Genomic DNA, 25950 nt, shown 5'->3' with positions numbered 1-25950 from the left:
CGGGCTAGGGGCGGCGGGTGAAGCCGATGTCCTGGTAGGCGGGTTCGAGGAAGCCGCAGGCGCCCATGTTGGCCAGGTCGGCGCGCACGGCGACGAGCTGCGGACGCTGGTACAGCGGCAGCACCGACGCCTGGCGCCAGATGAGCCGGTCCGCCCTGTTCACAAGGACGTGAATCCTCTCCGGGTCGATCTCCGCGATCGCCCGGTCCATCGCCGTGTCTATGGCGGCCGTTCCCGTGCGGGAGTAGTTCTGCTGGACGGCGCCTCCACGCGGCCGCGCGAACACCGCTCTCATGGGCGAGACCGGGAACGAGGTGCCCAGCCACGAGAACGGGACGATGTCGAAGCCGCCCCGCGTGACGTAGGTGTCGAGGGCGTCGTCGGCCGGGACGGGCCTGATGTCGATCCGGACGCCGATACGTGCGAGCAGCGCACGGGCCAGTTCCGCTTCGCGCTTGCTCACCGGGACTCCGGACGGGATCACGAACCGCAGTGCGAGCGTCCGCCCGGCCTTGGCGCGGTACTCGCCGCGTCGCCGCCACCCCGCCTCGTCGAGGAGTCGCTCCGCGCGTGCCGGGTCGTAGGTTCCGAGCGCATCCGAGTTGTCGCGGTAACCGTCCTGGGTGTTGACGTAGAAGTGGTTGCCGAGCGTCCGGACGGGGACGCCGAGCCCGGAGAGGTCGGATCGCGCGATCACCCGGCGGTCGATGCCGAGCATGACCGCGCGCCGCACGCGGACGTCCGACAGGATCGGTCCGGCGGCGTTGAAGGTGAAGTGCCGCCAGTCGGGCCCGCCGGCACGGCGTATGTCGGCGCCGGGGACGTCCTGGAGGCGCCGCATCGCGCCCGCGTCCAGCCCGATGTCCATGAGGTCGATCTCGTGGTTGGCGAACGCGCCTGGCATCGCGCTGGTGTCCATCGCCCGGTAGACGATGCGGTCGAGCTTCGCGGGCGCGCCCCACCAGGCCGGGTCGCGCACCAGCGTGACGGTCTTGCCGGTGCGGTCGAGCCGCTGGGCCTTGAACGGTCCCGCCGTGACGGGCAGCCGGTTCAGCCAGCCGGTGTTGAACTCGCGCGGGGAGGCGTACGCGGCGGCCGGGTAGAGCGGGCTGAACAGGCTCCGCCAGTCGGCGTACGTCCGGGCGAACGTCACCTTCACCTCGTTCGGCAGGGCGCCCCGCTCGACGTGCTCGATCAGGCGGTAGCCGGAGACGGTGGACACCTCGTAGCGCGGGTCGCGTCCGGACAGCGCACGGGCCTGGGCTGCGAAATCGGCGTATCCGAGCGGGCGGCCGTCGGACCATCTGGCCCGCGGGTTGAGCCTGTAGGTGACGGTCTGGCCGTGCCCGGTGCGCTTCAGCGCGGCCGATTCCAGGTACTCCGGGACGGGATGCGGGACGGATCTCTCATCGGCGCGCATCAGGTACGGCAGGACGCCCTGGATGACGTGCTCCACCGCGCCCTTGGCGCCGTCGACGTGGTTGAAGTTCCACTGGGACGGGAACTCCGGCAGCGCCCAGCGGAGCGTCCCGCCGCCCGCGATCCGGCCGCGCGGGGTGGGATTGACGTCCGAGGCCGGCAGCCGTCCGGACGCGTCGCCTCGCTGTTCCAGGTCACCGCATCCGCTCAGCAGCACGGCGGCCAGGAGGGCCGCGCCGAGCGTCCGCTTCACTGCCGGGCCTCCGCCCCGACGAGGGGATGGTGGCAGGCGACCGACCGGTCCGCGCCTCCCCATGGCTTCGGGTCCTGTTCGTCGCACAGGCGGGCGTCCTCCTTCGCGAGCACGGCGTAGCGGGGGCACCGGAATCGGAAACGGCATCCGGTGAGCGGTGACATCGGGTCCGGCGGGTCTCCACGCAGGCGGACGCGCCGCAACAGCGCACGCGTGTAGGGGTGGGCCGGTGCCCGGTACACGTCGGGCGTCGGTCCCAGTTCGACGATCCGGCCCATGTACATGACGGCGACCCGGTCGGCGATGCGGTGGACGACGGCCAGGTCATGGGCGACGAGCAGATACGCCAGGCCGAGGCGGTCGCGGAGGCTCTCCAGCAGGGCCATCACGCTCGCCTGCACGGACACGTCCAAAGCGGACACGGGTTCGTCCAGCAGGAGCAGACGCGGTTCCAAGGCGAGCGCTCTGGCGATGGCCGCGCGCTGCCTCTGCCCGCCCGAGAGCGCGTGCGGGAAACGCCGGGCGTGCTCGCTCTCCAAGCCCACCAGCTCCAGCGACTCCTTCACGCGGCTTTCGATCAGCGAGGACGGGAACCCGTGCGCGGTCAGGGGCTCGGCGATGATGGCGGCCACGCGCATCCGCGGGTTGAGCGACGCGCCCGGGTCCTGGAAGACGACCTGGACGTCGCGCCGCAGGGCCTTCCGCCGGGCCGCGTTCAGAGACGCCGTGTCCTGGCCGAGGACGACCACTCGTCCCCTCTGCGGCCGCGACAGACGCAGGATCTCCATCAGGGCGGTCGTCTTCCCGCACCCGGACTCGCCGACGAGCGCGAGGGTCTCGCCCTCCCGGACGTCGAATCCGATGCCGTCCACGGCGCGCACCGTCCCGAGCCGGCGGCGCACGAGCGTCCCCTTGACGACCGGGTAGTGCCTGGCAAGACCGTCCACCCGCAGCGCGACAGGACGCTCGGGCCGAGGCCGGGACGGGGCTGTGCCGTCCACGCGAGGAACAGACCTCAGCAGCTCGGCCGTGCAGGCCGCGCGCGGCTCCCGGTAGACCCGCTCTACCGGCCCGCTCTCGACGACCCGCCCCTCGCGCATCACCGTCACGCGATCGGCGAAGCCTTCGACGACGCCGAGGTCGTGGCTGATCAGCACGATGGCGGCGCCGGTCGCCTCCCGCGCGCCCCGGAGCACGTCCAGGATCTGCGCCCGGACCGTCACGTCCAGCCCCGCGGTCGGCTCGTCCGCCAAGATCACTGCCGGCGCGTTGGCGATGGCCATGGCGATCATCACGCGCCGCAGCATCCCGCCGGAGAACTCGTGCGGGTAGGCGCGCGCCCGCCGCGCCGCGATCCCCACCAGGCCGAGCAGCTCCACCGCCCGCGCACGCGCCGCCGCCCGCGCGGCTCCGGAGTGGACGCGGACGGCCTCGGCGATCTGGTCGCCCACGGTGTGCACGGGCGTGAGCGCGGGCTCCTGGAACACCATCGCGAGGTCCCTGCCGCGCACGCGGGAGAGTTCGGCGTCGGAGCGTCCGATCAGCTCCGCACCGCGCAGCCGCACCGATCCCGTCACCTCGGCGCCGTCCGGGAGGAGCCCCATCACGGCGAGCGCGGCGGCGGTCTTCCCGGCCCCGGACTCCCCGACGATCCCGAGGACCTCCCCCGCCCCGACCGCGAAGCTCACCCCTCGCACGGCGCGCACGCCGCCCGCGTGAACGACCGACAGGCCGGCGACCTCCAGCACCGTCACCGCCCGCCCCGCAGCGGATCGAGGGCGTCCCGCAGCCCGTCGCCGAGCAGGTTGACCGCGAGGACGATCAGCGCGAGCAGCCCGGCGGCGGCCCCGGACGGCCACGTCGCCGCCGCGCCCCGGCCGTCCGCGATGAGCGCGCCCAGCGACACGTCCGGCGGACGGACCCCGAGGCCGAGGAACGATAGCCCGCCCTCCGCCGCGATCGCGGCGCCGGCGGCCAGGCTCGCGTCCGCGACCAGCAGCGAGGCGACCTGCGGCAGGACGTGCCGGACGAGCACGCGCGGCGCCGGCACCCCCAGGAACCGGGCGGCGAGCACGTGCCCGCGCTCGCGCACCGACAGCGTCGACGCCCGCACCGCCCTGGCGGGGAGCATCCACATGAACGCGGCGAGGAGCGGCGCGAGCAGCGGCCATCCCCCGCCCGGCGCCAGGACCGCGACGACGAGCAGCGGCGGCAGCACCAGCAGGAGATCGGCGCCCCACATGAGGGCGCGGTCGAGCGGCCCGCCCGCGAATCCCGCGACGGTGCCGGCGACGGCGGCGAGCCCGGACGAGAGCAGGGCCGCGAGCAGGCCGATCACCAGCGACTTCTGCGCCCCGCGCAGCGTGAGGGCGAACACGTCCCGCCCGCTCTGCGTCGTGCCGAGCCAGTGCCGCCCGGACGGGCCCTGCCCGAAGGCCGTGAAGTCCGTCTCGTCCCAGCTCCACGGCGACACGAGCGGCCCGGCGAAGGCCAGCGCGACCACCGCGGCGAGCAGCACGGACCCGGCGGCGCCCCGCCGCGTCACGCCGCCGCCCCCGGCCGGACCCGCGGGTCGAGGAGGCCGTTCAGGACGTCCGAGACCAGACCCGCCGGCAGCACCGCGCAGGCGGCGACGCAGTCGATCGCGGCGACCGCGTTGACGTCCCCGCGGTCGATCGAGTCGGCGAGCCACTCGCCCATCCCGTGCCACCCGAAGACCTTCTCGGTGAGCATCCCGCCGATGACCAGCGGCCCGGCCGCGTAGGCGAAGTACGCGGCCATCGGCACGAGCGCGGTGCGCAGGCCGTGCCGCAGCAGCGCCGTCCGCCGCCGGAGCCCCTTGGCCCGCGCCGTCCGCACGAAATCGGCGTGCAGGACGTCCAGCATGAGGCCCCGCTGGTAGCGGGCGTAGACGGCGAGTTGCAGCAGCGCGATCGTGGCCGTGGGAAGCACCGCATGCCGCACCTGGCCGGCGATCCCCGCGGACTCGCCTTCCCCGACCCACACGAAGACCCGCACGCCCATGGCGTCGTTCACCGCCGCCGCGGCCGTCTGCAACAGCACCGCCAGGACGAACACGGGGACGGCCAAGAGCACGCAGGCCCCGCCCGTGATGAACCTGTCCGCTCCCCGCCCGCGCCTGGTCGCCGCGTACGCGCCGAGCAGGACCCCCAGCACGCTCCCGGCGACACCGCCGGGAACCACCAGCCGGAGACTCACCCCCAGCCGCCGCCATAACTCGGCGTTGACGGGCTCCCCCTCCCGCGTCCTGCCGAAGTCGCCGCGCACGACGCCCCCGCCCCACACGAGGAACCGCTCGGCCAGAGGCGTCCGGTCGTCGAGGTTGAGGGCGCTGAGCCGGGCATCGATCACGGCGTCCGGCGGACGCGGCACGCGTGCCTCGAAGCCGGCGCGCGGATCGAGCGCGGCGGCGGCCAGCAGATAGGCGAGACTCCCGGCGACGACCACCAGCACTCCCCGGCTCACCAGCCGCCGCAGCAGGAACCCCGCCAACGCCCCACCTCCCGGACCACTCGGCACAGAGCACGGAATGCTACCGATCGATCACACAACGCGTAGGAAAATCACAGGAGTCGGAGGACGACGCCCCTCCGGCCGTCGTCCCCGTCAGCGGGCGGGCCGCTCGCCACCGGTGCCCGCACGGGTCCACGGCCAGGTGATCAGGGCCCAGCCGAGCATGACGATCACGATCTCGGCCGGCACGTACCACGGCCAGGGGCCCAACAGGTCCAGCACCGAGCCGGTGCCGGGCTTGGCCCGGAGGAAGCCGTAGTTGGTCCCGGCGACCAGGTTGAAGGCGAACGCGGCGGCGGCCCACAGCGCGGTCGCGGCGACTGCGAAGCGGTAGCCGCCCCAGTCCGGGCGCATCCCCAGCCCCCAGGTCAGGTACACGGCGGCCCACAGGACCAGCAGATGCCTCCCGAAGAAGCCCAGATAGCCGATGCCCGGGTAGTCGGGGCCGTGCAGCGCCGGTGTGAGCAGGGCCTGCACCGCCAGGGTGAGCCCCCAGTAGTACGTCAGCGCGAACCAGCGCCGGCCCAGGGTCCAGAGCGCGCCGGCGGACGCCGCCCAGGCCAGGTCGCTCAGCTGCAGCGGCAGCGACCCGCCGATGCTCCACCGCCCGGGGAGCAGCGTGTACGCCTTGGTCCCGATCACCACGTACACGATCGCCAGCGCGTACGCCTGACCGAAGCCGCGCGCCCGGTCCCCGGGTTCCCCCGGCCCCGCGCGCTGCGCGCGCCCGAGCGGCACCAGCACGGCGCAGCCGGCCGCGAACAGCCCGAGCGCCGCCCAGTGCGACGGCCCGTACGGCGTGAACCGGCCGTCGGCGGTCAGCAGCACCTGATCATGCTAACCGCGCGGGACGGGCCGCGCGCGGGCCGTCGCCGGGCCCGCGGCCGGCTCAGCGATCCCCGCCGGCGGTCTTGCGCCTGCCCGGTGAGCGGCCGGCCCGGGACCGCCTCGCGAGGTCGCTCTCGAAACGCTCAAGGCTCAGATGGGCCATGACGAGCCGCTGCGCCTGGGCGACGTTGCCGCTGCGCATGCTCGCGAGGATCGCCAGGTGCTCGGCATGCCATTCGCCGTGCCGGCCGACGGTCGCCTTCAAGCCCGAGGAGAGCCTGACCCAGGCGTCGCGCAGCCGCTCCTCGATCTCGCAGAGCCACGTGTTGCCGGACATCGACGCGATGGCGAGCTCGAAGGCGAGCGGCTCCCAGACGAAGGAGCCGTCCTCCCGCAGCTTCGCTCCCTGCTCGTCGAGCATCGCCGCGAGGGCGTCGAAGTCGGCGGCGGTGCCGCGTCGGGTCAGGGCGGTGACCGCCGCCAGTTCCACGCCCAGCCTGGTCTCGACGAGGTTGCGGAGAGCGTGCTCCTCATGGGTGTCGAACATCGCCTTGCCGGTCTCGCCGTCAGCGGAGTTCGCGGTGACGTACATGCCGTCGCCGTGCACCACCTCGATGCAGCCCATCGCGGAGAGGACGCGCACCGCCTCGCGCAAGGACGACCGGCTGACGGAGAGCAGCTCCATGAAGACGCGCTCGGGAGGCAGCCGGTCGCCGGGCCGCAGGTCGTTGTCGGCGATGTACGCGCGCAGTTCCTCGACGACGCGTTCAGCCACCCGGCCCTTCCCTCTCGGGCGGCGGGCCCCTGCGGGTTCGGTGCCGGGCTCGTTCATGTCAGCCATGACAGTAGGAGTCCGGCCTGCCTCTCGCAACCTGCCCGGCAGGCCCCCGGGGCGGCCGTCCCACGCGGCCGTCAGACCGGCCGGAACGCCAGCAGGCACTGGCCTCCCGGGGTCTCCAGCGGGGTCCTGCGGACGGGGACCCCGCACTCGATCAGCTCGGGGTCCTCGGGCACCCCCAGCAGATAGCCCATGACGCGCGGGCCCTCGGCGAGGTCGACCAGGCACGTGGCGAACGGCGTCGCGCTCTGGAGCCCGGGCACCTGGGACCGGAAGTGCATGCAGAAGGTGTACAGCGTCCCGCGGCCGCTGCTCTCCTCCCATGTGAGGCGCCGCGACCCGCAGGAGGGGCACAGGGCCCGCGGGTAGAAGAAGAACGTCCGGCACGCCTCGCAGCGGGGCAGCAGAAGGACTCCGCGCCGCAGGCCCTCCCAGAACGGGAGCCCTTCCGGGCCGGGTGACACGACGGGGTCCAGGCCCGCTCCGTCCAGAGTCGCTCCGTCCGGCGTCATCGGGCCACCCCGAGGATCGCGGTCGCGCTGCTGGACAGGTATCCGCCGATGCCGTTCACCAGGGCGACCTCGGGGCTCTCCACCTGCCGGTCGCCGGCCTCGCCCCGCAGCTGCCGGACGGCCTCGATGAGAAGGAACATCCCGAACATCCCCGGGTGGGTGTAGGAGAGGCCGCCGCCGCTGGTGTTCAGCGGGAACTCCCCGCCCGGCGCCGTCCGCCCGCCCGACACGAAGTCGCCGCTCTCCCCCTTGCCGCAGAACCCGAGATCCTCCAGCTGCACCATCGCGGTGTAGGTGAAGGAGTCGTAGAGCTCGGCCACGTCGACGTCCTCCGGGCCCAGCCCGGCCTCGGCGAACGCGGCGGGCCCGGACAGCGCCGCCGGGCTCACCGTCAGGTCGGGCATCTGGCTCACTCCGTAGTGCGTGTGGGCGACCGCCGAGCCGAGGACCTCGACGACGGGGACCCCGAGGTCCCGGGCTCGGGCGGCGGAGGTGAGGACGACGGCGCCGCCCGCGTCGGTGACCAGGCAGATGTCGGTGGGACGAAACGGGTAGACGAAGTACGGGGTCGCCAGGATCTCCTCCACCGTCAACGGTTTCCGGTAGTACGCCCGGGGGTTGCGGACGGCCCAGGCGCGCGTCGACACCGCGAGTTCCGCGAAGTGGCGCGTGGTGGTCCCGTACTGGTGCATGTGGCGGCGGGCCGCCAGGGCGTAGGCGCTCGGCGGCCCGTCCACGCCGTACGGGCGCTCCCACTGCCAGTCCGGGAGCCAGGGGTCGAAGTGCTGCGGGCGCGTCTGCACCCCGCGCTTGCGGTTCGACCGTCGCGTCTCGCCGTGCGTGATCAGGGCGACCTCGCAGGCCCCGGCCTGGATCGCCCGGACCGCCTCGTGGAGGTGGGCCACGAACGAGGAGCCGCCGATCGACTGACTGCTGGAGTAGCGGGGGCGGAGCCCGAGGTACTCCGCCACCATCAGCGACGGCATGAAGTCCAACCCGCAGGTGAACAGCGCGTCGACGTCGGTGAGGGCGAGGCCGGCGTGGGCCAGGGCGTTCGCCGCCGCCTCCGCGTGCAGCTGGAGGGCGGACCGGTCGGGGACCACGCCGATGGCGTCGGACTCGGCCGCGCCGACGACGGCCACACCGGTGCTCATGACGCCGGCTCGGACCGGTACCGGCCGATGTAGTCCCAGTCCAGCTCGAGCCCGAAGCCGGGGCCCTCGGGCACCGCGTAGTGCCCGTCGGCGAAGGGCGTCCGGTTCGCGATCAGGTTCCAGAAGATCGGGTCGCGGTCCGGGTCGAAGGTCTCCAGATAGGTGCCGTGCGGGATCGAGGCGAGCAGGTGGGCGGAGACCTGCGGCTCCTCGTGGTGCGCCATCTCCACCTCGTACATCGACGCCAGCGCGGCGACCCGGCGCCATTCGCTGGGCCCGCCGATCCAGCTCGCGTCCGCGTTGCACGCGTCCACGGCGCCCGCGCTGATCAGGTCGCGCAGCCCCGCGCGGGTGCTCTCGCTCTGCCCGGCGGTGACGCGGACGCCGGTCGTCAGGCGGACGTCGCGCATGGAGAGGCGGTCGTTCAGCCAGCGCACCGGCTCCTCGAACCAGCGCAGGCCGAGGTCCTCGGTGAGGCGGGCGAACTCGATCGCCTTCTGCCGGGTGTAGCCCTGGTTGGCGTCGACCATGAGCACGAAGTCGTCGCCGCCCGCCTTGCGCGCGAGGCGGGTGCGATGGGCGTCCTCGGCCGGGCTCAGCCGCCCGACCTTGAACTTGCATCCGGCGAACCCGAGCTCGCGGTACCACTCGATCTGGCGCGCGATGTCGGCGTCGTCGTCGGTGTAGTACCCGCCGATGCAGATCGCCGGCAACCGGTCGCGGTACCCGCCCCACAGCCGGAACAGCGGCACGCCCAGCGCCTTGCCGACCAGGTCCCACAGGGCGGAGTCGACGCACGCGACGGCCTGCAGGGCCAGTGACCGGTCCCGCAGGATGTCGTAGGTGGGCGGGAGCATCGCCTCCCAGCACGCCTCGGTGCTCAGCGCCGTCCGCCCGAGCAGATGCGGGACGATCTCGTTGCGGATGATGTCCACGATCACCGCCTGCTCGGCGTCGGTGTCGCCGTTGTAGACCTCGCTGACCAGCCCGTTGCGGGTGTGGACCCGGGTCACGATCGTGCACCGGTTGGTCATGGAGTAGTTCGATCCCTGGTACTTCTTCGCGAGCGGGACGCGGACGGGGATGACCTCGACCGCCTCGATGATGAGGTCGTCGGCGCTGACGTTGCTGGGCGCTGCGGTGGCTTGCACGTTGTCTCCGGTCAGGCGAGTGCTCGGATCAGGCTCCGAGGCGGAGGTGGACTGACTTGGTCTCGAAGTACTGGGCGAGGCCCTCGCGACCGAGTTCGCGGCCGACGCCGCTGGCCTTGTAGCCGCCCATGGGCATGCAGAACGGCAGCCCGGCGTCGTGGTAGGCGTTGACCCACACCGTCCCGGCGCGCAGCTTCCCGGCCGTCCTCAGCGCGGTGTCGAGATCCCTGGTCCACACGGCGGCGGCCAGCCCGTACCGCGAGTCGTTGGCGAGCCGGACCGCGTCGTCGCGGGTGTCGAACGGGGTGACGGCGAGCACCGGGCCGAAGATCTCCTCGCGCGCCACGGCGTGCCCGGGCGCCACGTCGTCGAAGATCGTCGGTTCCACGAACAGGCCGCCGGCGAGCTCCCCGCCGACCCGGCCGCCGCCCGCGACCAGCTCGGCGCCGCTCCGGAGGCCGAGTTCGATGTAGCGCAGCACGGTCTCGACCTGGTTCTCGTCGACCAGCGGGCCGATCTGGGTCCGCTCGTCGAGCGGGTCGCCGATCCGGCTGGTCCGCGCCAGTTCGGAGAGCCGCGCCACGAACTCGTCGTGGATCGGGCGCTGGACCAGCAGCCTGCTTCCGGCCTGGCAGGCCTGGCCGGTGTTCAGGAAGATGCCCCAGTAGGCGCCGCGGACGGCCTGGTCCAGGTCGGCGTCGGCGAAGACGATGTTGGGCGACTTCCCGCCGAGCTCCATGCTCACGCGCTTGACGGTGCCGACGGCGGACCGCATGACGGTCTGGCCGACCTCGGTCGACCCGGTGAAGGCGATCTTGTCGACGCCGGGGTGCTCGGTGAGCGCCGTGCCCACCTCGCCGCCGCCGCCCGTGACGACGTTGTAGACGCCGGCCGGCACGCCCGCGTCCGCCAGGACCTCGGCCAGGTCGAGGGTACTGCCCGGCGTCAGGCTCGCGGGCTTGGCGACCATCGTGCAGCCCGCGGCCAGCGCGGGGGCGACCTTCCACGACAGCAGCAGGAGCGGGAAGTTCCAGGGCGTGATCATCCCGACCACGCCGACGGGCTCCTTGAGCACCAGCCCGAGGGCCGCGTCGGTGTGCCGGGAGACCAGGTCGCCGCGCTGGTCCAGGGCGAGGGCGGCGTAGTAGTCGAAGACCTCCGCGGTGAGCACGACCTCGTTGCGGGCCATGGTGATGGGCTTGCCGAGCTCCAGGCTGATCCGCCGGCCGATGGCGGGCGCGCGCTCGCGGAGCAGGTCGGCCGCGGCCCGCATGACGGCGGCGCGTTTCGGGGCGGCGAGGCTCGGCCATGGCCCCTCGTCGAAGGCCCTGCGCGCGGCGGCGACCGCGCGGTCGACGTCCTCCCGGCCGCCCCGGGCGTACCGGCCGACGAGGCGGCCGTCGGTCGGGCTCGTGCGTTCGAGCGTCCGGCCGGAGGAGCTCTCGCTCCAGGACCCGTCGATGTAGAGCCCGTAGGTGGCCAGGTTCGCGGGGGTCTCGTCCGTTGAAGTGCTCATGGTGTGCTCCCCGGGTCGGCCGGCGGGAACGGGTCGCGCGCCGGCGCGTAGCATTCGAGCAGGAGGCAGCCGTGCGGCCCGGCCACCGCCGCGTGCGGGACCTCGCCGGGGATCAGGAAGCCGTCCCCGGCGGCGACGGCCGACCGCCGCCCCCCGGTCTCCAGCGTCAGGCTGCCGCTGAGGACCTGGCCGAACTCCTCGTTCCCGTGGGCGTGCAGCGGCACGACCGCGCCGGCCGCCAGCCGGAAGACCGCGGCGGACAGCCGCTCGCCGAGGTGGACCGAGCCGGTGATGCCGGGCAGCGGGTTGTGCTCGGCCAGGCCGCTCCATGCGATGACGGCGGGTTCTCGTGCGGAACCGGTCACCGCCCGCTCACCCGCCGTTCGGAGCGGGCAGGAGCTCGGTCACCTGCACGACGACCCCGTCGGGGTCCTTCGCCAGGCAGATCTTCCAGCCGCCTTCCGGCGTCATCACCGAGGTCGGCTTGGTCAGGAACTCCACGCCGTCCTCCGACAGGGCGTCGTACACCGCCTGGGCGTCGTCGGTGAGCACCGCGAAGCGGGTGAGGCCGCGCTGGTGCTGCTGTACCGGTTCGGCGCCGGTGTCCAGCGTCGCGGGATCGAACCACTGGACGATGTCGAGGAGCGTCGCGTCGGCGTCGTCTCCGAGGCGCAGGTGGACGAAGCGGAGGTCGCCGGACGGGACGGCGAACGCCTGCTTCACCTGGTCGTTCTTGACCGTCCTGTCCTGGAGGACCTGGAAGCCCAGCTTCCGGTAGAAGGCGACGGAGCGTTCCAGGTCCGTGGAGTTGATGGCGATGTGGAACAGCCTGTTCAGCATGGTCTCTCTCCCTTGGGGGCGGTCGGCCGCGGGCGGTCAGCCGGCGAGCGGCATGAGCTGGTCGGCGAGCTGCTCGACCTCGTCGAGGACGCTCTGCAGCGTGTCGTGCTTGAACGACGTGTCGGCGATCAGGAGCTCGACCCCGAGCCCGGCGTAGTGATCGACCGTGTCCTTGTCCAGGGTGGCCTGGCTGACCGGGCGGGCCGAGAGCGTGATGTCGGAGCGCGTGCGGCCGTGCTCGGCGAGGTACCCGTCGAGCTCCGCCAGCTTGCGCTCCAGTTCGTCGGGGGCGATGTAGAGCGGGTGCCACCCGTCCGCCGCGGCCGCGACCCGCTTGAGCACGCCGGTGCTCTTGCCTCCGCACCACAGCGGGATCGACCGCTCGCCCACGGGCTTGGGGTAGAACTTGAAGCCGGAGAACTGGAAGTGCTCGCCCTGGAAGTCGATGAGGTCCTCGGTCCACAGGTGGCGCAGCAGCTTCAGGTACTCGGTGGTCCTGGAGCCGCGGGTCTCGAAGGGGGAGCCGAGGATCTCGAACTGCTCGCGCATCCAGCCCGTCCCCACCGCGCAGATGGTGCGGCCGCCGTTCAGCACGTCGAGGGTGGCGAGCGCCTTCGCCGTGTTGACCGGGTGGTGCCATCCGGCGATCAGCACCGAGGTGCCCACCTTGATGGTCGTGGTCGCGGCCGAAGCCCAGGCGAGGGTCAGGATGGTGTCGAAGTAGGGCGTCTCCGGGGGCCAGAAGAACTTGCCGTCCTTGGTGTAGGGGTAGCGCGACTCCACGTCGACCGGCAGGGCGATGTGGTCGGTCATCCAGAGCGAGTCGAAGCCCAGCTCCTCCGCCTTCTGCGCGAAGGCGACGATGGCCTCGGGGCCGGCGTAGGGTCCCGCGCCGGGCAGCCTCAGTCCGAACTTCATCAGGGGTGCCTCTCCGTGACTTGGCCGAGGTGGCCGCGTGGGGTGTGTCGTTCCTGGATCTGCTGGTCGGGGGTCTCCGAGGACGACGCGAGGTCCTCCTCGAACCGCTCCAGGTTCAGGTGCGCCATGACCAGGCGCTGGGCCTGCACGACGTTGCGGGAGCGCATGGACGCGACGATCGCGCGGTGCTCGGTCAGCCACTCCTCGTGGCGTCCGACCGAGGCCCTCAGCCCCGTGGAGAGCGCCAGCCACGAATCGCGCAGCATGAGCTCCACCTCGTAGAGCCAGGTGTTGCCGCTGATCTCCACGACGGCGAGTTCGAAGCCGAGGGGCTCCCAGGCGAAGTCCGGGTCGATCCGGAGCCTGGCCTGCTGATCGTCGAGCATCGCGTGGAGGCCGGCGAAGTCGTCGTCGGTCGCGCGCGCGGTGGCCGCGGTGACGGCGGCGAGCTCGATGCCGAGCCTGGTCTCGACCAGGTTGCGCAGGGCGTTCTTCTCCGTGGCGTCGAAGATCGCGGCGGGGCTGGCCTGCTGGATGGGCGGCGGGGTCGCGACGTACATCCCGTTGCCGTGCCGGACGTCGATCACGCCGAGGGTGGAGAGCACGCGCAGCGCCTCCCGCAGCGAGGACCGGCCGACCCCGAACAGCTCCATGAACACCCGTTCCGGAGGCAGCTTCGACCCGGTCGTCAGACCATTGGCCTCGATGTAGGACCAGATGTCGCGGACCACCCGCTCGGCGACCCGGCCGGTTTCGGGGCGGTCGCGCAGCAGCGCGGGAGTCATCTGATGACTTCCGCCGCCGTCGGCGGAATCGCGCCGTTGGCGCGCCTGTACGGCTTCACCAGCGGTGCTGCCGGAGTTCTGGTGGCGTCTCTCGTCCATAACGACCGTGACGTTACGACTAGAGATCTGACAAGTCAACCGTTGACAGGCACCGAAAGAGGGAGTTGTATGACGACCCACGTTGTATGACATCTCAGCTCCCCATGAGCGAAGGGCGACATCGATGTCCAAGTCACCTCGGCGGTTCAGCGTCGGAAACTCCGGGATCACCGCGGTCGCCGTGGCCTCCGTCGCCGTCCTCGGTCTGGCCGGCTGCGGGGGGGCCGCGGTGTCCGGGGAGGACTCGTCGGACAAGCCGGTGAAGATCGGCGTGCTGCTGCCCTACACGGGCACGTTCGGGCTGTACGGCAAGCCGATGGAGGCCGCGCTGAAGGCCCGCCTCCAGCTCGCGCAGGGGCGCGCGGGCGACCGCGCCGTGGAGCTGGTCTTCGAGGACGAGGCGACCGATCCGGCCGTCGCGGTCTCCAAGGCCGGCAAGCTGCTCGACCAGGACGGCGTCTCGGCGGTCGTCTGCTGCGCGACCGGCGCCGCCACCCTCGCGGTGGGACCGATCCTCGCGGAGCGGGGAATCCCGCAGCTCGGGCCGATCCCCAACCCCGACGGGCTCAAGAAGTTCAAGACCGCCGCGGTCGCGGCGCCGACGGCGGGGCACGACGCCGGAAAGCTCGGAACCTACGCCGCCGAGGAGCTCGGGCACCGCACGGCCGTCATCGTCGCCAGCGACTTCGCCTACGGCCACGAGGTCGCGGACGCCTTCGAGAAGAGCTTCACCGAAGCGGGCGGGAAGATCGTCGAACGGGTGCTCACCCCGCTCGGCACGGCGGACTTCGCCTCCTACCTGGCCCGGCTGCCGGACGCCGACGTGACCTTCGCCGGTTTCGCCGGCGCGGACGCGGTGCGCTTCGTGCAGCAGTACGACAAGTTCGGCGTGAAGAAGCGCATGCCGCTCATCGGCCACGGCCCGCTCGTCACCGAGCTCGTCCTCAAGCAGATCGGCCCCTCGGCGGTGGGCGTCGGCGCGGGCTTCTACTACTCCTCCACCCTGGACAACCCCGAGAACAAGCGGTTCATCGACACGATGAAGGCCGCCGGCGGCCAGTTCGTGCCGAGCCACTTCACCGCGGGCGCCTGGGCCAGCGGCAGCGTGCTGCTGGCGGCCGTCGAGGCCGCCGGGGAGCACGCCACCGACGGCCGGGAGCTCGCGCGGACGATCCGCGCCACCAAGGTCGACGCCCCCTGGGGGACCCTGAGCTTCGATCCGGAGACGGGATACGCGGACGCGCCCACCTACTACTACACGGTGGTCCAGAAGTCGGGTTCGCTGCAGCACTCCGTCGCCGGCGAGATGTCGTGAGAGCCGCGCCATGTCCCTCGCCCAGGCGGTGCTCCAGCTGGCCATCGGTCTTTCCTTCGGCCTCCTGCTGTTCCTGCTCGCATCCGGTTTCACGCTGACGTTCGGTCTGGCGGGCTTCGTCAACCTGACGCACGGCGCCGTCTTCCTGCTGTCGGCCTATGTCGCGACCGCGTTCACCGGCCCCGGCGGCTACGTGACGGCGGTCCTCGCCGCGGGCGCCACGGGGACGGTCCTCTCGCTGCTCGTGTACGCCACGACCCGGCTGCGGTGGGGCAGGGTCCTCGGCGACGAACTCAAGCAGGTGCTGCTGACCTTCGGTCTCCTGCTCGTCTTCGCCGAGGTGGCCCGCGTGCGGTGGGACGGGCTCCCCCGGTCCCTGCCCGCGCCGGGGTTCGCCGACGGCGCCTGGCGCTTCGCCGATGCCTCCTTCCCCGTCTACCGGGCGTTCATGGCGGCCGCGGCGCTCGCGCTCGCCGCGGCCCTGTGGTGGCTGCAGGAGCGCACCCGGTTCGGCGCGATGGTCCGCGCCGGCGTCGACGACCGGGCGATGCTGGAGGCCACCGGAGTCAGCGCCGGGCCCATCTTCCTCGCCGTGTTCGGCCTGTCCGGGCTGCTCGCCGGGCTCGCGGCGGGGCTCGCCGCGCCGGTGCTCGGGGCCGCGATGGGGCAGGAGTTCAGCGTCCTGGTCCTCGCCTTCGTGATCGTCGTCCTCGGCGGGCCGGGCGATCTGCGCGGAGCGTTCCTGGCGAGCCTCGCCGTGGGCGTCGCCGACGCGTACGGCAAGGCGTTCCTGCCGACCGTGGCGGAGTTCACCATGATGGCGCTGGTCGTGGCGGTCCTGGCATGGCGTCCCCGGGGTCTTTTCGGAGGTGCCCGTTGAACAGGTCCGCATCGACGCTCGCCGCCGCCGGAGCCGGGCTCGCGGTAGCCGCCGCGCCGTTCTACCTCGACGTGTTCCAGATCGGCCTGGTCGCCCGCGGCCTGGTATGGGGGCTGGTGGCGCTGTCCGTCTGGTTCCTGCTGCGCCTGCTGAACCTGCCGTCCTTCGGCCATGCCGCCTTCTTCGGGCTGGGCGCCTACGCCGCCGGGCTGGCCGTGACGCGCTGGGGCGTCGACAACGTGTTCCTCGCCCTCGGCATCGGCGTGGGCGTCACCTGCGCCGCCGCCCTGCCCATCGCCGCGGTGGCGGCCCGGCTGGGCAGCATCGGGTTCCTCCTCATCACGCTCGCCTTCGCGGAGATGCTGCGTTCGCTGGCCATGCGCTGGCGGGCGGTCGGCGGCTCCGACGGCCTCACCGGGATCGCCCGGCCCGGCGCCGGCCCGCTTCCGGTGGACCTGGCCGGGCCGGTGACCTGGTTCTATTTCACGCTGGCCTGCACGGTGCTGTGCCTGCTCCTGCTCTGGGCCGTCCGGCGGTCGGCCTTCGGCGGCGTCCTGGTCGGGATCCGGGAGAGCGAGGAGCGCATGCGCGCGCTCGGCTACCGGGTCGAGACCTACAAGGCGGCGGCCGTCGTCCTGTCCGCCGGCGTCGCCGCGGTCGCCGGGGTACTGCACGCCTATCTCATCAGGTTCGCCAGCCCCGAGGACCTGTCCGCCCTGGTCTCGGCGCGCGGGCTGATCCTCGTGGTGCTGGCGGGGAGCGCGCTCGTCCCGCCGGTGCTGGTCGCGATCGCGCTGACCTTCGGCGAGGACCTGGTCAGCAGCAGGACCGAGAACTGGCTCGCCCTCATGGGGCTGCTCTACGTGGTGGTCGCGCTCAGCGGCCGCGAGAAGGACCGGGCACCCCGCCGGATCGCCCTGGCCGTCCGCCGCAGGCTCGACCCCGTTCCCCAGGAGAAGCCATGACCGCCGTCCTCGAACTCGATGCGGTCTCCAAGCGCATCGGAGGCGCCTACCTGAACCGCGACGTCTCGATCACCGTGCGGCAGGGCGAGCGCCGTGCGCTCGTCGGCCCCAACGGGGCGGGGAAGACGACGCTGATGAACATGGCGTCGGGCGTCCTGCGCCCGTCCGAGGGGCGCGTCAGGCTGCTCGGCCGCGACGTCACCTCGCTGCCGGTGCACCGCCGCGCCCGCCTCGGGCTGGCCCGCACCTTCCAGATCACGTCCCTGCTCCCGGCCATGACCGTGGCCGAGAACCTGGCGATCGCCGTGCAGGCCACCAGCCGCGGGCGGGCGGACCCCCTCCGTCCCTGGTCCAGGGCCCGCGCTGTGTGGGCGCGGGTGGACGAGCTGCTCGAACGCGGCGGGCTCACCCGGATCAGGGACGTCCCCGTCGGGCGGCTGGCGTACGGCGAGCAGCGCCGGGTCGAGATCGTCATCGCGGTCGCCAACCCGTGCTCGCTCATCCTGCTGGACGAGCCGGGGGCCGGGCTCAGCAGCGAGGAGACCGAGGAGCTGCTGTCGCTGGTCTTCGGCCTGGACCCCCGGTTGGCGGTGCTCTTCGTCGACCACGACCTCGATCTGGTCTTCCGGCTCGCCACGCACGTGACCCTGCTGAACTTCGGCCAGGTCGTCGCCGAGGGCACGCCGGCCGAGGTCCGGGCCATGCCCGTCCTACGCGAGATCTACCTGGAGGTGGATGCGGATGCTTGAGGCGATCGACCTCAGCGCGAACTACGGCGCGGTCCAGGCCGTGCGATCGGTGTCCTTCGCGGTCGGTCCCGGGGAGGTGCTCGCGGTCCTCGGCCCCAACGGCGCCGGCAAGTCCACGCTCGCCAACGCCGTGAGCGGCCTGCACCGGCCGAGCGCCGGACGTCTCCTGCTCGGCCGCACCGACCTCGCGGCGGCCAAACCGACCCTCATCGCGCGCAAGGGGGTGGCGCTGGTGCCGCAGGGGCGGCGCGTGTTCGCCAGCTGCACCGTTTCCGAGCACGCCGCCCTGGCGGCGCGGAACGCCAGGCCCGGCGCGCTCACGGTGGACGAGGTCCTGGAGTTCTTCCCGCGGCTCCGGGAGCGCTGGAGCGTGCGCGCCCGCCGGCTGAGCGGCGGAGAGCAGCAGATGCTCGCCATCACCCGGGCGGTGCTGCCCGGTCCCGCGGTGCTCGTGCTCGACGAGCCCACCGAAGGGCTGGCGCCGGGCATCGTCGGCGCGGTGGGCCGGCTCGTCCGGCGGCTCCGCGACCGGGGGACGGCGGTCCTGCTGATGGAGCGCCCCGGAGAGTTCGCCTGCGGGCTGGCCGACCGGGTCGCGACGATGGACCGGGGGCTGCTGTCGTCCGCGGCGCCTCCCGGGCGCCGCCGCGGCGCCGGCGCACCGGACGGAGCGGCCCGATGACGGCGCGGCTCGGCGTGCAGGTGACGCCCTGGAGCGGTTCGCGGGAGCTGGTCTCGCTGGGCGTCCGGTTGTCGTCGGTCGTGGACACCGTGTGGGTCCAGGACCAGATGCTGGCGCGGAACGTGTACGGCCTGCTGGCCGCGCTCGCCCATGCGGGCTGCGGCGTCGGCACCAACGTGACCTACCCGGTCGGCCGGAACCCGATCGAGATGGCGTCGGCGGCCGCCACGATCAGCGAGCTGCTGCCCGAGGGGCGCGAGCTGGCCGTGGGGATCGGGACCGGGGGCGCCCTCGTCAACAGCCTCTTCCAGAAGGACAAGCCGGTCTCCGCCGTCCGGGAGGCGCTGCAGCTGATGCGCGCCCTGTGGTCGGGCGCCCGCGTCGAACTCGACCAGTTCCCGGTGCTGGGACGGGCGCTGTCGTACAAGCCTGGCGCGGTCGCGCAGCTGACCTATCCCGTGGAGCGTCCGCCGGGCCTCGTGGTCGCCGGCGTGGGGCCGCGGATCCTGGCCGTCGCGGGAGGATACGCCGACGGGCTGATCTCGCCGAGCAACATGCCGACGCTGTCCCGCGCGGCGTTCCGCACCGGCCGCTTCGCCGAGGTCTCCGGCCTGGCGACCGCGCTCGCCGCGCGTCCGGCCGACGCCGGCGACCTCCGGCTGATCTTCGGGATCAACACCTCCGTGTCCGCCGACCGCCGGGCCGCGCGCGACCAGGCGCGCCGGCAGGTCGCGCTCGTCGTCGGCAACCCCCGGCTGTGGCCCGATCTCGAGCGGGTGGGCATGGACCTGGCGTCCGCGGAGTCGGTGAAGCAGGCGTTCGACGACGGCGAGGGGGTGGCGGGCGCCGCGGCCCGGTGCTCGGACGACCTGGTCGACGGCCTGGTGATCGCGGGGACCCCGGACGACTGCGTCCCGGCCATCGCGGAGCTGCGCGACCTCGCCGCCGCCGAGGGCTACACCGAGTTCTACATCGGCGGCCCGCTCGGCCCCGACCCCGTCGAGGCGGCGGAGCTGCTGGTCACCCGGGTGATTCCGAAGGTCTGGCCGGAGCGGGCGGGCCTGGCATGACCGGGACCGTCCTGCGGCGCGCTGACGCGGCCGGGGTCGCGACGCTGCGGCTCGCGAGGCCGGAGAGCCGCAACGCGCTGAACACCGACCTGCTGCGCCGGTTGTCGGACGAGCTCGACGCCGTGGCGGACGACCCCGCGGTCCGGGGGGTGGTCCTGTGCGGCGAGGGCGCGGTGTTCTGCGCCGGCGCGGACCTCAAGGAGTTCCGGGGGGCCGCGGGCGAGCAGGGGGCGCTGCGCAGGATCCGCCTGGTGAGCCGGGTCGTCGGCCGGCTGCGCAACCTGGAGCGGCCGACGGTCTGCGCGGTGTCGGGGGCCGCCTTCGGCGCCGGGTGGGGGCTCGCCCTGGCGTGCGATCTGACCTACGCCGCGGCGGACGCGACGTTCAGCCTGCCCGAGCTGCCCGCGGGGCTGCGGCTCCCTCCGGCGATCCTGCACCGGCTGGCCGAGGTCGTGGGCCCGGTGCGCGCGGCGGAGATCGCCTACTCCGGCGATGTCTACACCGCCGAGCAGGCCCTCGCCTGGGGGTGGGTCGGCCGGGTCCTCCCGGACTCGGCGTCCGCGGAGGAGCGAGCGCGAGAAGTGGCGGGGGCGCTCGCGCGGGCGCCGGGGACGCCGGTCGTGCACGCCAAGCAGGTGCTGCGCCCCCGCGCCGGCGGCCTGCTGACCCCGCCGCCCGAATACGCATGGAATGAGGAGCCATCCCAGTGACCGGAGCGATGACCGAGGCGGAGGCGACGCGCGAGGCGGTCCGGGAGACCGTGCGCGCGTTCGTCCAGGAGCAGTGCGACGAGTGGAAGTGCCTGGAGTGGGACCGCGCCGGCACCTACCCCAAGGAGGTGTTCGACCGGATCGCCGCGCTGGGCTGGTTCGGGATCGGGATACCCGAGGCCGACGGCGGCTCCGGCGGGACCGCCGGCGACCTGCTGGTCGTGGCCGAGGAGCTCGGCCGCGGGAGCACCGACCTGGTCGCCTGCTTCAGCCTGACCGCCTCGGGCCTGCGCACGCTGGTGGCCGACGGCAGCCCCGCGCAGCGCGCCGAGCTGGTGCCGAAGCTCATGGACGGCACCGTCCGGCTGTCGATCGCGGTGACCGAGCCGGAGGCCGGATCGGACGCGGCCGCCCTGACGACCTCGGCCCGCCGCGACGGCGACCACTACGTGATCAAGGGGCAGAAGACCTTCTGCGAGGCCGCGGGCCTGCCCGACACGATCATCCAGCTCTACGCGCGGACGGACGGCGCCGCCCGCAAGCAGGACGGGATCAGCATGATCCTGCTCGACCCGGCGCTGCCGGGCGTGACCCTCCGCAGGCTGCCCACGATGGGACGCAATATCACCGGCGTGTACGAGGTCTTCCTCGACGACGTCCGCGTCCCGGCCGACCGGCTGGTCGGCGCCGAGAACCGCGGCTGGCGCCAGCTGGGGGCCGAGCTTCCGCTGGAGCGGCTCATCATCAGCGCGGGCTTCGTGGGAGCCACCTTCCAGGTGCTCGAGGACACGCTGCGCCACGTCAAGGAGCGCGAGCAGTTCGGCCGCCCGGTCGGCGACTTCCAGTCCGTGGCGCATCTCCTGGTGGACCTCTGGACGAGGGCCGAGAGCATCCGGCTGCTCGTCTACCGCGGCGGGGAACTCCACGACGCGGGCCTCCCGCACACCAAGGAGGCGTCGATGGCGAAGATCGCGTCCGCCGAGCTGTACGCGGACGCCGCGCGGTACTGCATGCAGCTGCACGGCGGCTACGGGTACATCGACGAGCATCCGCTGACCATGCACTACACCGACGCCGTCATCGCGACCGTGGCGGGCGGGGCTTCCCAGGTCCAGCGCAACATCGTGGCCCGCGAACTCGGCCTGAGGCCGCGGTGACGCCGATGATGGCACTGGAAGGGATCAACGTCCTCGACGCGGCGTCCATGCTCGCCGGGCCGTACTGCGCGACCCTGCTCGGCGACCTGGGCGCGGAGGTGGTCAAGGTCGAACCCCCGGCCGGCGATGAGACGCGCCGGTTCGGGCCGCGGCGGGGCGACGACAGCGGCGTGTTCGTCGGCGTCAACCGGAACAAGCGCAGCGTGGTGCTCGACCTCCGCACCGACCGGGGCCGCGAGGTGCTGGCCGAACTGGTCGCCTGGGCGGACATCGTGGTGGACAACCTGCGTCCGCAGGCGCGTCGCAGGCTCGGCCTGGACTACGAGACCGTCAGCGCGCTCAACCCGCGCGTCATCTCGGTGTCGCTGTCGTCCTTCGGCGCCGACGGCCCCTACGCCGGCCGCGCCGGCATCGACCCCGTGGCCCAGGCCCTGACCGGGTTCATGGCGGTGACCGGGCCCCGCGGCGGCGCGCCGACCAAGGCCGGCCCGCCCGTCGGCGACGCGACCGCCTCCATGCTCGCCGCGGTGGGAGCGCTCGCCGCGCTGCGCGCCCGGGAGATCACCGGCCGCGGCCAGCAGGTCGACGTCTCCCTCATCGACGGGCTGCTGCACGTTCAGGCCCCCTACACCGGGCAGTACTTCCTGCTCGGCACCCAGCAGCCCCGCACCGGCAACAGCATCGACTGGTACGCGCCGTACAACGCCTACCGCTGCGGGGACGGCCGGTACGTGCACCTGGCCTGCTACAACGACAAGTTCTTCGGCAACCTCTGCGCCGCGCTCGAACGCCCCGACCTCGCGGAGGACGACCGGTTCGCCTCCAACGAGGCCAGGCTGGCCCATCGGGACGAACTGGACCAGGTGATCGGCGAGCACCTCGGGAAGCTCACCCGGGACGAGGCCCTCGAACGGCTCTGGGCGGCCGACGTGATCGTCGGGCCGGTCAACGACTACGACGAGGTCTTCACCGACCCGCAGGTGCTGCACAACGGCATGGTCGTCGAGACCGCCCACCACACCGGCCCGCTGCGGGTCACCGGCGTCCCGGTCAAGCTCTCCGACACCCCGGGCTCGGTGCGGCGCCCGCCCCCGGGGCTCGGCGAGCACACCGGCGAGGTGCTGGCCGAACTGGACATCGAGGAAGGGGACGCATCGTGATCCGGCTGTCCGATCTCCGGTTCCCGGCGGCGCGGGACTGGGACGAGGCCCGCGCCGCCTTCACCTGGCCGCCGATCGGGGACTACAACATCGCCGCCGACTGCCTGGACCACGAAGGCGGCCGGGCCGCCGTCCTCACCCCGGCCGGCGACCGGATCGAGACCCTGAGCTTCGCCGGCCTCGCCGACCTGGCGGCGCGGCTCGCCCGCCGCCTGGCGGAGGTCCACGGCGTCTCCCCCGGCGACCGCGTGGCGGTCAAGCTGCCCCAGGGCGCCGACATGGCGGTGGCCGTCCTGGCGGTGCTGAAACTGGGCGCCGTCGTCGTCACGGTCTCCGACGTCCTCGGTGACGAGGCGGTGCTCCACCGGCTCACCGACAGCGGGGCGCGCCTCCTGGTGTGCGCCGGCACCGAACGGGAACTCGGCCTGGCGCAGAAGGCCGGCACGGCGGTGCTGGCGACCGATGGCGGGACGCCGTGGCTCCACGGCGGGCTCGACCCCTACGAGCCGCTCACCGACACGCCGGTCACCGGACCCGACGACCCCGCTCTCCTCCTCTACACCTCGGGCACGACCGGCAAGTCGAAGGGCGTCCTGCACGGGCACCGCGTCCTGCTCGGGCACCACGCCATCGACCTGGCTTGGGACCGCATCCGGTCCGACGACGTCGCCTACAGCCCGATCGACTGGGCCTGGGCCGGCGGGCTGATGCTGGGACTCCTGGTGCCACTCGCGCACGGCGTCACGGTACTGGCGCACCGCTCGCCGAGGTTCGACCCCCACCACGCCGTGCGCCTGTTCCGGGAGGCGGGAGTCAGCATCGGGATGTTCCCCCCGACCGCTTTGCGCATCCTCCGGCGCTCCGGGGCGCTGACCGCGGAGTCGATGCGGGATCTGCGGCTGCGGTGCCTGATCACGGGCGCGGAGGCGGTCGAACCCGAACTCACCGCCTGGGCGCGCGACGAGATCGGCCTCACCGTGAACAACGCGTTCGGCCAGACCGAGGCGAACGCGCTCATCGGGCATGCCGCCGCCCTCGGACCGCTCGATCCGCGGGCTCTGGGCCGCCCCTACCCGGGCCACGAGATCGCCGTCCTGGACGCCGACGGCGTCCCGGTCGCACCCGGGGTGGCCGGAGAGCTGGCCGTCCGCAGCGACGACCCGGTGTGCATGCTGCGCTACTGGAACGCTCCGGAGGCCACGGCCGCCAAGGTGCGGGACGGATGGCTGCTCACCGGCGACTCCGCGCACGCCGAGCCGGACGGGACCCTCGTGTTCCACGGCAGGGCCGACGACATCATCAAGAGCGGCGGCTACCGGCTCGGGCCGGCGGAGATCGAGGCGGCCCTGCGGGCGGACCCGGCGGTCGCCGAGTGCGCCGTGGTCGGCGTCCCCGAACCCGAGCGCGGCCACGTCGTCACCGCCTTCGTCCTTCCCGCCGCCGGCACGAGCCGGTCCGACGACCTGGTGCGGCGCCTGCAGCAGCAGGTCCGCGACCGCGTCGGCGCGCACGCCTACCCGCGCAGGGTCGAGTTCGTGGCGGCCCTCCCCAGAACGGCGACCGGCAAGATCGACCGGCGCGCGCTGCGGCTCGCGGCCGAGAAAGGTGTTCGGACATGACCGGCACGGCACCGGAGCGGATGGTCGTCATCGGCAGCGGCACGATGGGCCGGGGCATCGCGCTCAGCGCCCTGCTGGCCGGGCTGGACGTCGACCTCGTCGACGTCGAGGAGCGCGCTCTCCGGGCCGCCGGCGCGTGGATCTCCGGCTACTTCGCCCGCCACCCGCGGACCGAGCCGTCGGAGGAACCCGTCCGGGGACGGCTCGCCACCACCCGGAACCTGGACGACGTCCTGGACGCCGCCGGCGTGGTCATCGAGGCCGTCCCGGAGACGCCGGCGCTCAAGGAGCAGATCTTCGGCCGGCTGAAGAGCGCTCCGCCGGACGTCCTCCTGGCCTCCAACACCTCCACCATGAGCGTGTCCGCCCTCGCCGAGGCGTGCGGCGGTTCCGCGATGGTGGTCGGCATGCACTTCTTCAACCCGGCGCACAAGATGCGCCTGGTCGAGGTGGTCACCGGCGACCGGACCTCCGGTGAGGCGGAGTCCGCCGCGGTCGCCCTGGCGCGGCGGCTCGGCAAGGAGCCGATCGTCGTGCGCGACGTGCCCGGTTTCGTGACGAGCCGGCTCGGCCTCCTGCTCGGCACCGAGGCGATGCGCATGGTCGAGGAGGGCGTCGCGGACGCCGCGTCGATCGACCGGGCGATGACCCTCGGATACGGCCACCCCCTCGGGCCGCTGCGGCTGGCCGACCTCGTGGGGCTCGACGCCCGGCTGAACAACCTGCGGAGCATGTTCGCGCGGACCGGCGACGAGCGCTACCGCCCGCCCGGGGTGCTCGAACGGCTCGTCGCGGAGGGGCGCCTCGGACGCAAGTCGGGGCGCGGCTTCTTCGACTACGACGACGCGCCGGGCGCCGGCGCCGCCGGGGAGGCGCGATGAGCCTCCTGACGGTGACCACGCGCCTCGGGTTCGACGCCCTGGTGATCGACTCGCCGCGCAACCGCAACGCGCTGTCGGTCGAGCTCCTCCACCGCCTCACGGACGCGGTCCGCGACAGCGCCGAAGGCTCCTCGCGGGGCCTCGTCGTGACGCACGAAGGCCCGGCCTTCTGCTCCGGCGTCGACCTGAAGGAGCGCCGCGCGGACGCCTCCGGGTCGGCGCACTCGGTGCTGCTCGGGGAACTGCTGTGCGAGCTGTGGTCCTATCCGCGGCCGGTGGTGGCGGCCGTGGACGGCGCGGTGCGGGGAGGGGGTCTCGGACTCCTCGCCTGCTCGGACGTGGTGCTGGCGTCCCCGGACTCCACGTTCGCCTACTCCGAGGCCCGGGTCGGCGTGGCGCCCGCGCTCGTCCTGGCGGTGACCCGGCCGCAGCTGGCCGTCCGCCTCCTGGTCCCGCACCTGCTCAGCGGCACGAGCTTCGGGGCCGGGGAGGCCGCCGCGCTGGGCCTGGTCACCTCGGTGACGCCCGGCCCCTCCGGAGACGCCCTCGACGCGGTCCTGCGCGAGCTGGCGCGGGGCGGGCCGCGGGCGCAGACCGTGATCAAGCGGCTGGTGCGCCAGTGGGCGGAGCCGGAACTGCCGGGCCGGGTGGAGGAGATGCAGGCGCTGTCCGCCGAGCTGTTCGCGAGCGAGGAGGCGGCGGAGGGGATGGCCGCCTTCGCCGAGCGGCGCCCGCCCGCCTGGGCGGACGACGCCCGCTGACCGCCCGCCGACCGGCCCGCCGACCGGCCCGCCGAGCGCACCGCCCGCCGGCCGCGGCGATCGGCGGGCCGGCGCGCTCGTACCGAGCGGTAGGGGTCACGCCTTGGGACGCACCGGGCACGCAGCGTGCGGAAATGTTACAGAACGTGCGCTG

General features: G+C 73.3%; 26 protein-coding genes. 12 read left to right on the top strand and 14 right to left on the bottom strand.

The genetic code is table 11. The annotated features are described in order from the left end of the window. Window positions 1-4: 4 nt before the first annotated feature. The 14 genes from ACIWVC_RS09980 to ACIWVC_RS09915 form a co-directional block, all read right to left on the bottom strand. Complete coding sequence (locus tag ACIWVC_RS09980; protein WP_396445233.1) at window positions 5-1672, bottom strand: ABC transporter family substrate-binding protein; 1668 nt, start codon at window positions 1670-1672, stop codon at window positions 5-7. Continuing rightward, window positions 1669-3426, bottom strand: coding sequence for a dipeptide ABC transporter ATP-binding protein (locus ACIWVC_RS09975; RefSeq protein ID WP_396445234.1), 1758 nt, complete (start codon window positions 3424-3426; stop codon window positions 1669-1671). The genes ACIWVC_RS09980 and ACIWVC_RS09975 overlap by 4 nt, the downstream gene beginning before the upstream one ends. Continuing rightward, window positions 3423-4217 (bottom strand): ABC transporter permease, encoded by a 795-nt coding sequence (locus tag ACIWVC_RS09970; RefSeq protein ID WP_396445235.1) that lies wholly within the window; start codon window positions 4215-4217, stop codon window positions 3423-3425. The genes ACIWVC_RS09975 and ACIWVC_RS09970 overlap by 4 nt, the downstream gene beginning before the upstream one ends. Further along, a complete protein-coding gene (locus ACIWVC_RS09965; protein WP_396445236.1) occupies window positions 4214-5185 on the bottom strand; it encodes an ABC transporter permease in 972 nt (323 codons plus the stop codon). The genes ACIWVC_RS09970 and ACIWVC_RS09965 overlap by 4 nt, the downstream gene beginning before the upstream one ends. A 114-nt stretch (window positions 5186-5299) precedes the next feature. Continuing rightward, the gene (locus ACIWVC_RS09960; protein ID WP_396445237.1) at window positions 5300-6034 is read right to left on the bottom strand and encodes a TIGR02206 family membrane protein; all 735 of its coding nucleotides are present in this window, start codon (window positions 6032-6034) and stop codon (window positions 5300-5302) included. Window positions 6035-6095: 61 nt separating this feature from the next. Further along, window positions 6096-6809, bottom strand: a complete 714-nt coding sequence (locus ACIWVC_RS09955) for a FadR/GntR family transcriptional regulator (protein ID WP_396445238.1) — start codon at window positions 6807-6809, stop codon at window positions 6096-6098. A gap of 137 nt (window positions 6810-6946) precedes the next feature. Then, window positions 6947-7384 (bottom strand): Zn-ribbon domain-containing OB-fold protein, encoded by a 438-nt coding sequence (locus tag ACIWVC_RS09950; protein ID WP_396445239.1) that lies wholly within the window; start codon window positions 7382-7384, stop codon window positions 6947-6949. Next, window positions 7381-8538, bottom strand: a complete 1158-nt coding sequence (locus ACIWVC_RS09945; protein WP_396445240.1) for an acetyl-CoA acetyltransferase — start codon at window positions 8536-8538, stop codon at window positions 7381-7383. Before ACIWVC_RS09945 ends, ACIWVC_RS09950 begins: the two co-directional genes overlap by 4 nt. Next, on the bottom strand, window positions 8535-9689 hold the full coding sequence (locus tag ACIWVC_RS09940) for a mandelate racemase/muconate lactonizing enzyme family protein (protein ID WP_396445241.1): 1155 nt from the start codon (window positions 9687-9689) through the stop codon (window positions 8535-8537). Before ACIWVC_RS09940 ends, ACIWVC_RS09945 begins: the two co-directional genes overlap by 4 nt. A 28-nt stretch (window positions 9690-9717) precedes the next feature. Beyond that, a complete protein-coding gene (locus ACIWVC_RS09935) occupies window positions 9718-11205 on the bottom strand; it encodes an aldehyde dehydrogenase family protein (RefSeq protein WP_396445242.1) in 1488 nt (495 codons plus the stop codon). Continuing rightward, window positions 11202-11570: a cupin domain-containing protein gene (locus ACIWVC_RS09930; RefSeq protein ID WP_396445243.1), complete on the bottom strand. Its 369-nt coding sequence runs from the start codon at window positions 11568-11570 to the stop codon at window positions 11202-11204. The genes ACIWVC_RS09935 and ACIWVC_RS09930 overlap by 4 nt, the downstream gene beginning before the upstream one ends. Window positions 11571-11577: 7 nt before the next feature. Then, window positions 11578-12045 carry a VOC family protein gene (locus ACIWVC_RS09925; protein ID WP_396445244.1) on the bottom strand — a complete coding sequence of 156 codons (468 nt, stop codon included), beginning with the start codon at window positions 12043-12045 and terminating at the stop codon, window positions 11578-11580. Between the two features lie 36 nt (window positions 12046-12081). After that, window positions 12082-12963, bottom strand: a complete 882-nt coding sequence (locus ACIWVC_RS09920) for an LLM class F420-dependent oxidoreductase (protein WP_396445245.1) — start codon at window positions 12961-12963, stop codon at window positions 12082-12084. After that, window positions 12963-13748, bottom strand: a complete 786-nt coding sequence (locus ACIWVC_RS09915; RefSeq protein WP_396445246.1) for a FadR/GntR family transcriptional regulator — start codon at window positions 13746-13748, stop codon at window positions 12963-12965. Before ACIWVC_RS09915 ends, ACIWVC_RS09920 begins: the two co-directional genes overlap by 1 nt. 223 nt (window positions 13749-13971) lie before the next feature. Between ACIWVC_RS09915 and ACIWVC_RS09910 the strand changes: the two genes are divergently transcribed. The 12 genes from ACIWVC_RS09910 to ACIWVC_RS09855 are packed head-to-tail and all read left to right on the top strand — an operon-like array spanning window position 13972 to window position 25796. Continuing rightward, window positions 13972-15162, top strand: coding sequence for an ABC transporter substrate-binding protein (locus tag ACIWVC_RS09910; protein WP_396445247.1), 1191 nt, complete (start codon window positions 13972-13974; stop codon window positions 15160-15162). 10 nt (window positions 15163-15172) lie between these two features. Continuing rightward, window positions 15173-16042: a branched-chain amino acid ABC transporter permease gene (locus ACIWVC_RS09905; RefSeq protein WP_396445248.1), complete on the top strand. Its 870-nt coding sequence runs from the start codon at window positions 15173-15175 to the stop codon at window positions 16040-16042. Then, window positions 16039-17007: a branched-chain amino acid ABC transporter permease gene (locus tag ACIWVC_RS09900; protein ID WP_396445249.1), complete on the top strand. Its 969-nt coding sequence runs from the start codon at window positions 16039-16041 to the stop codon at window positions 17005-17007. The genes ACIWVC_RS09905 and ACIWVC_RS09900 overlap by 4 nt, the downstream gene beginning before the upstream one ends. Next, window positions 17004-17756: an ABC transporter ATP-binding protein gene (locus tag ACIWVC_RS09895; RefSeq protein WP_396445250.1), complete on the top strand. Its 753-nt coding sequence runs from the start codon at window positions 17004-17006 to the stop codon at window positions 17754-17756. Before ACIWVC_RS09900 ends, ACIWVC_RS09895 begins: the two co-directional genes overlap by 4 nt. Then, complete coding sequence (locus tag ACIWVC_RS09890) at window positions 17749-18438, top strand: ABC transporter ATP-binding protein (protein WP_396445251.1); 690 nt, start codon at window positions 17749-17751, stop codon at window positions 18436-18438. The genes ACIWVC_RS09895 and ACIWVC_RS09890 overlap by 8 nt, the downstream gene beginning before the upstream one ends. Beyond that, complete coding sequence (locus tag ACIWVC_RS09885; RefSeq protein WP_396445252.1) at window positions 18435-19508, top strand: LLM class flavin-dependent oxidoreductase; 1074 nt, start codon at window positions 18435-18437, stop codon at window positions 19506-19508. Before ACIWVC_RS09890 ends, ACIWVC_RS09885 begins: the two co-directional genes overlap by 4 nt. After that, on the top strand, window positions 19505-20218 hold the full coding sequence (locus tag ACIWVC_RS09880) for an enoyl-CoA hydratase/isomerase family protein (protein ID WP_396445253.1): 714 nt from the start codon (window positions 19505-19507) through the stop codon (window positions 20216-20218). Before ACIWVC_RS09885 ends, ACIWVC_RS09880 begins: the two co-directional genes overlap by 4 nt. Then, on the top strand, window positions 20215-21375 hold the full coding sequence (locus ACIWVC_RS09875; protein ID WP_396445254.1) for an acyl-CoA dehydrogenase family protein: 1161 nt from the start codon (window positions 20215-20217) through the stop codon (window positions 21373-21375). The genes ACIWVC_RS09880 and ACIWVC_RS09875 overlap by 4 nt, the downstream gene beginning before the upstream one ends. Before the next feature lie 5 nt (window positions 21376-21380). Continuing rightward, the gene (locus ACIWVC_RS09870; protein WP_396445255.1) at window positions 21381-22535 is read left to right on the top strand and encodes a CaiB/BaiF CoA transferase family protein; all 1155 of its coding nucleotides are present in this window, start codon (window positions 21381-21383) and stop codon (window positions 22533-22535) included. Next, window positions 22532-24154: an AMP-binding protein gene (locus ACIWVC_RS09865; protein ID WP_396445256.1), complete on the top strand. Its 1623-nt coding sequence runs from the start codon at window positions 22532-22534 to the stop codon at window positions 24152-24154. Before ACIWVC_RS09870 ends, ACIWVC_RS09865 begins: the two co-directional genes overlap by 4 nt. Continuing rightward, window positions 24151-25035, top strand: a complete 885-nt coding sequence (locus ACIWVC_RS09860; RefSeq protein WP_396445257.1) for a 3-hydroxyacyl-CoA dehydrogenase family protein — start codon at window positions 24151-24153, stop codon at window positions 25033-25035. Before ACIWVC_RS09865 ends, ACIWVC_RS09860 begins: the two co-directional genes overlap by 4 nt. After that, a complete protein-coding gene (locus ACIWVC_RS09855; protein ID WP_396445258.1) occupies window positions 25032-25796 on the top strand; it encodes an enoyl-CoA hydratase-related protein in 765 nt (254 codons plus the stop codon). Before ACIWVC_RS09860 ends, ACIWVC_RS09855 begins: the two co-directional genes overlap by 4 nt. Window positions 25797-25950 lie beyond the last annotated feature (154 nt).

The sequence above is a fragment of the Actinomadura sp. genome (genome assembly GCF_044508335.1).
GTDB lineage: Bacteria > Actinomycetota > Actinomycetes > Streptosporangiales > Streptosporangiaceae > Spirillospora.
The sequence above is the reverse complement of the archived record's forward strand: the minus strand, read 5'-3'. Positions and strand labels throughout refer to the sequence as shown.

What these genes read in the sequence shown, in the direction of transcription:
- ACIWVC_RS09950 (WP_396445239.1), bottom strand. Translation starts at nt 7,384, where the DNA reads ATGACGCCGGACGGAGCGACTCTGGACGGAGCGGGCCTGGACCCCGTC.
- ACIWVC_RS09945 (WP_396445240.1), bottom strand. Translation starts at nt 8,538, where the DNA reads ATGAGCACCGGTGTGGCCGTCGTCGGCGCGGCCGAGTCCGACGCCATC.
- ACIWVC_RS09935 (WP_396445242.1), bottom strand. Translation starts at nt 11,205, where the DNA reads ATGAGCACTTCAACGGACGAGACCCCCGCGAACCTGGCCACCTACGGG.
- ACIWVC_RS09925 (WP_396445244.1), bottom strand. Translation starts at nt 12,045, where the DNA reads ATGCTGAACAGGCTGTTCCACATCGCCATCAACTCCACGGACCTGGAA.
- ACIWVC_RS09920 (WP_396445245.1), bottom strand. Translation starts at nt 12,963, where the DNA reads ATGAAGTTCGGACTGAGGCTGCCCGGCGCGGGACCCTACGCCGGCCCC.
- ACIWVC_RS09915 (WP_396445246.1), bottom strand. Translation starts at nt 13,748, where the DNA reads ATGACTCCCGCGCTGCTGCGCGACCGCCCCGAAACCGGCCGGGTCGCC.
- ACIWVC_RS09910 (WP_396445247.1), top strand. Translation starts at nt 13,972, where the DNA reads ATGTCCAAGTCACCTCGGCGGTTCAGCGTCGGAAACTCCGGGATCACC.
- ACIWVC_RS09905 (WP_396445248.1), top strand. Translation starts at nt 15,173, where the DNA reads ATGTCCCTCGCCCAGGCGGTGCTCCAGCTGGCCATCGGTCTTTCCTTC.
- ACIWVC_RS09895 (WP_396445250.1), top strand. Translation starts at nt 17,004, where the DNA reads ATGACCGCCGTCCTCGAACTCGATGCGGTCTCCAAGCGCATCGGAGGC.
- ACIWVC_RS09890 (WP_396445251.1), top strand. Translation starts at nt 17,749, where the DNA reads ATGCTTGAGGCGATCGACCTCAGCGCGAACTACGGCGCGGTCCAGGCC.
- ACIWVC_RS09885 (WP_396445252.1), top strand. Translation starts at nt 18,435, where the DNA reads ATGACGGCGCGGCTCGGCGTGCAGGTGACGCCCTGGAGCGGTTCGCGG.
- ACIWVC_RS09880 (WP_396445253.1), top strand. Translation starts at nt 19,505, where the DNA reads ATGACCGGGACCGTCCTGCGGCGCGCTGACGCGGCCGGGGTCGCGACG.
- ACIWVC_RS09870 (WP_396445255.1), top strand. Translation starts at nt 21,381, where the DNA reads ATGATGGCACTGGAAGGGATCAACGTCCTCGACGCGGCGTCCATGCTC.
- ACIWVC_RS09860 (WP_396445257.1), top strand. Translation starts at nt 24,151, where the DNA reads ATGACCGGCACGGCACCGGAGCGGATGGTCGTCATCGGCAGCGGCACG.
- ACIWVC_RS09855 (WP_396445258.1), top strand. Translation starts at nt 25,032, where the DNA reads ATGAGCCTCCTGACGGTGACCACGCGCCTCGGGTTCGACGCCCTGGTG.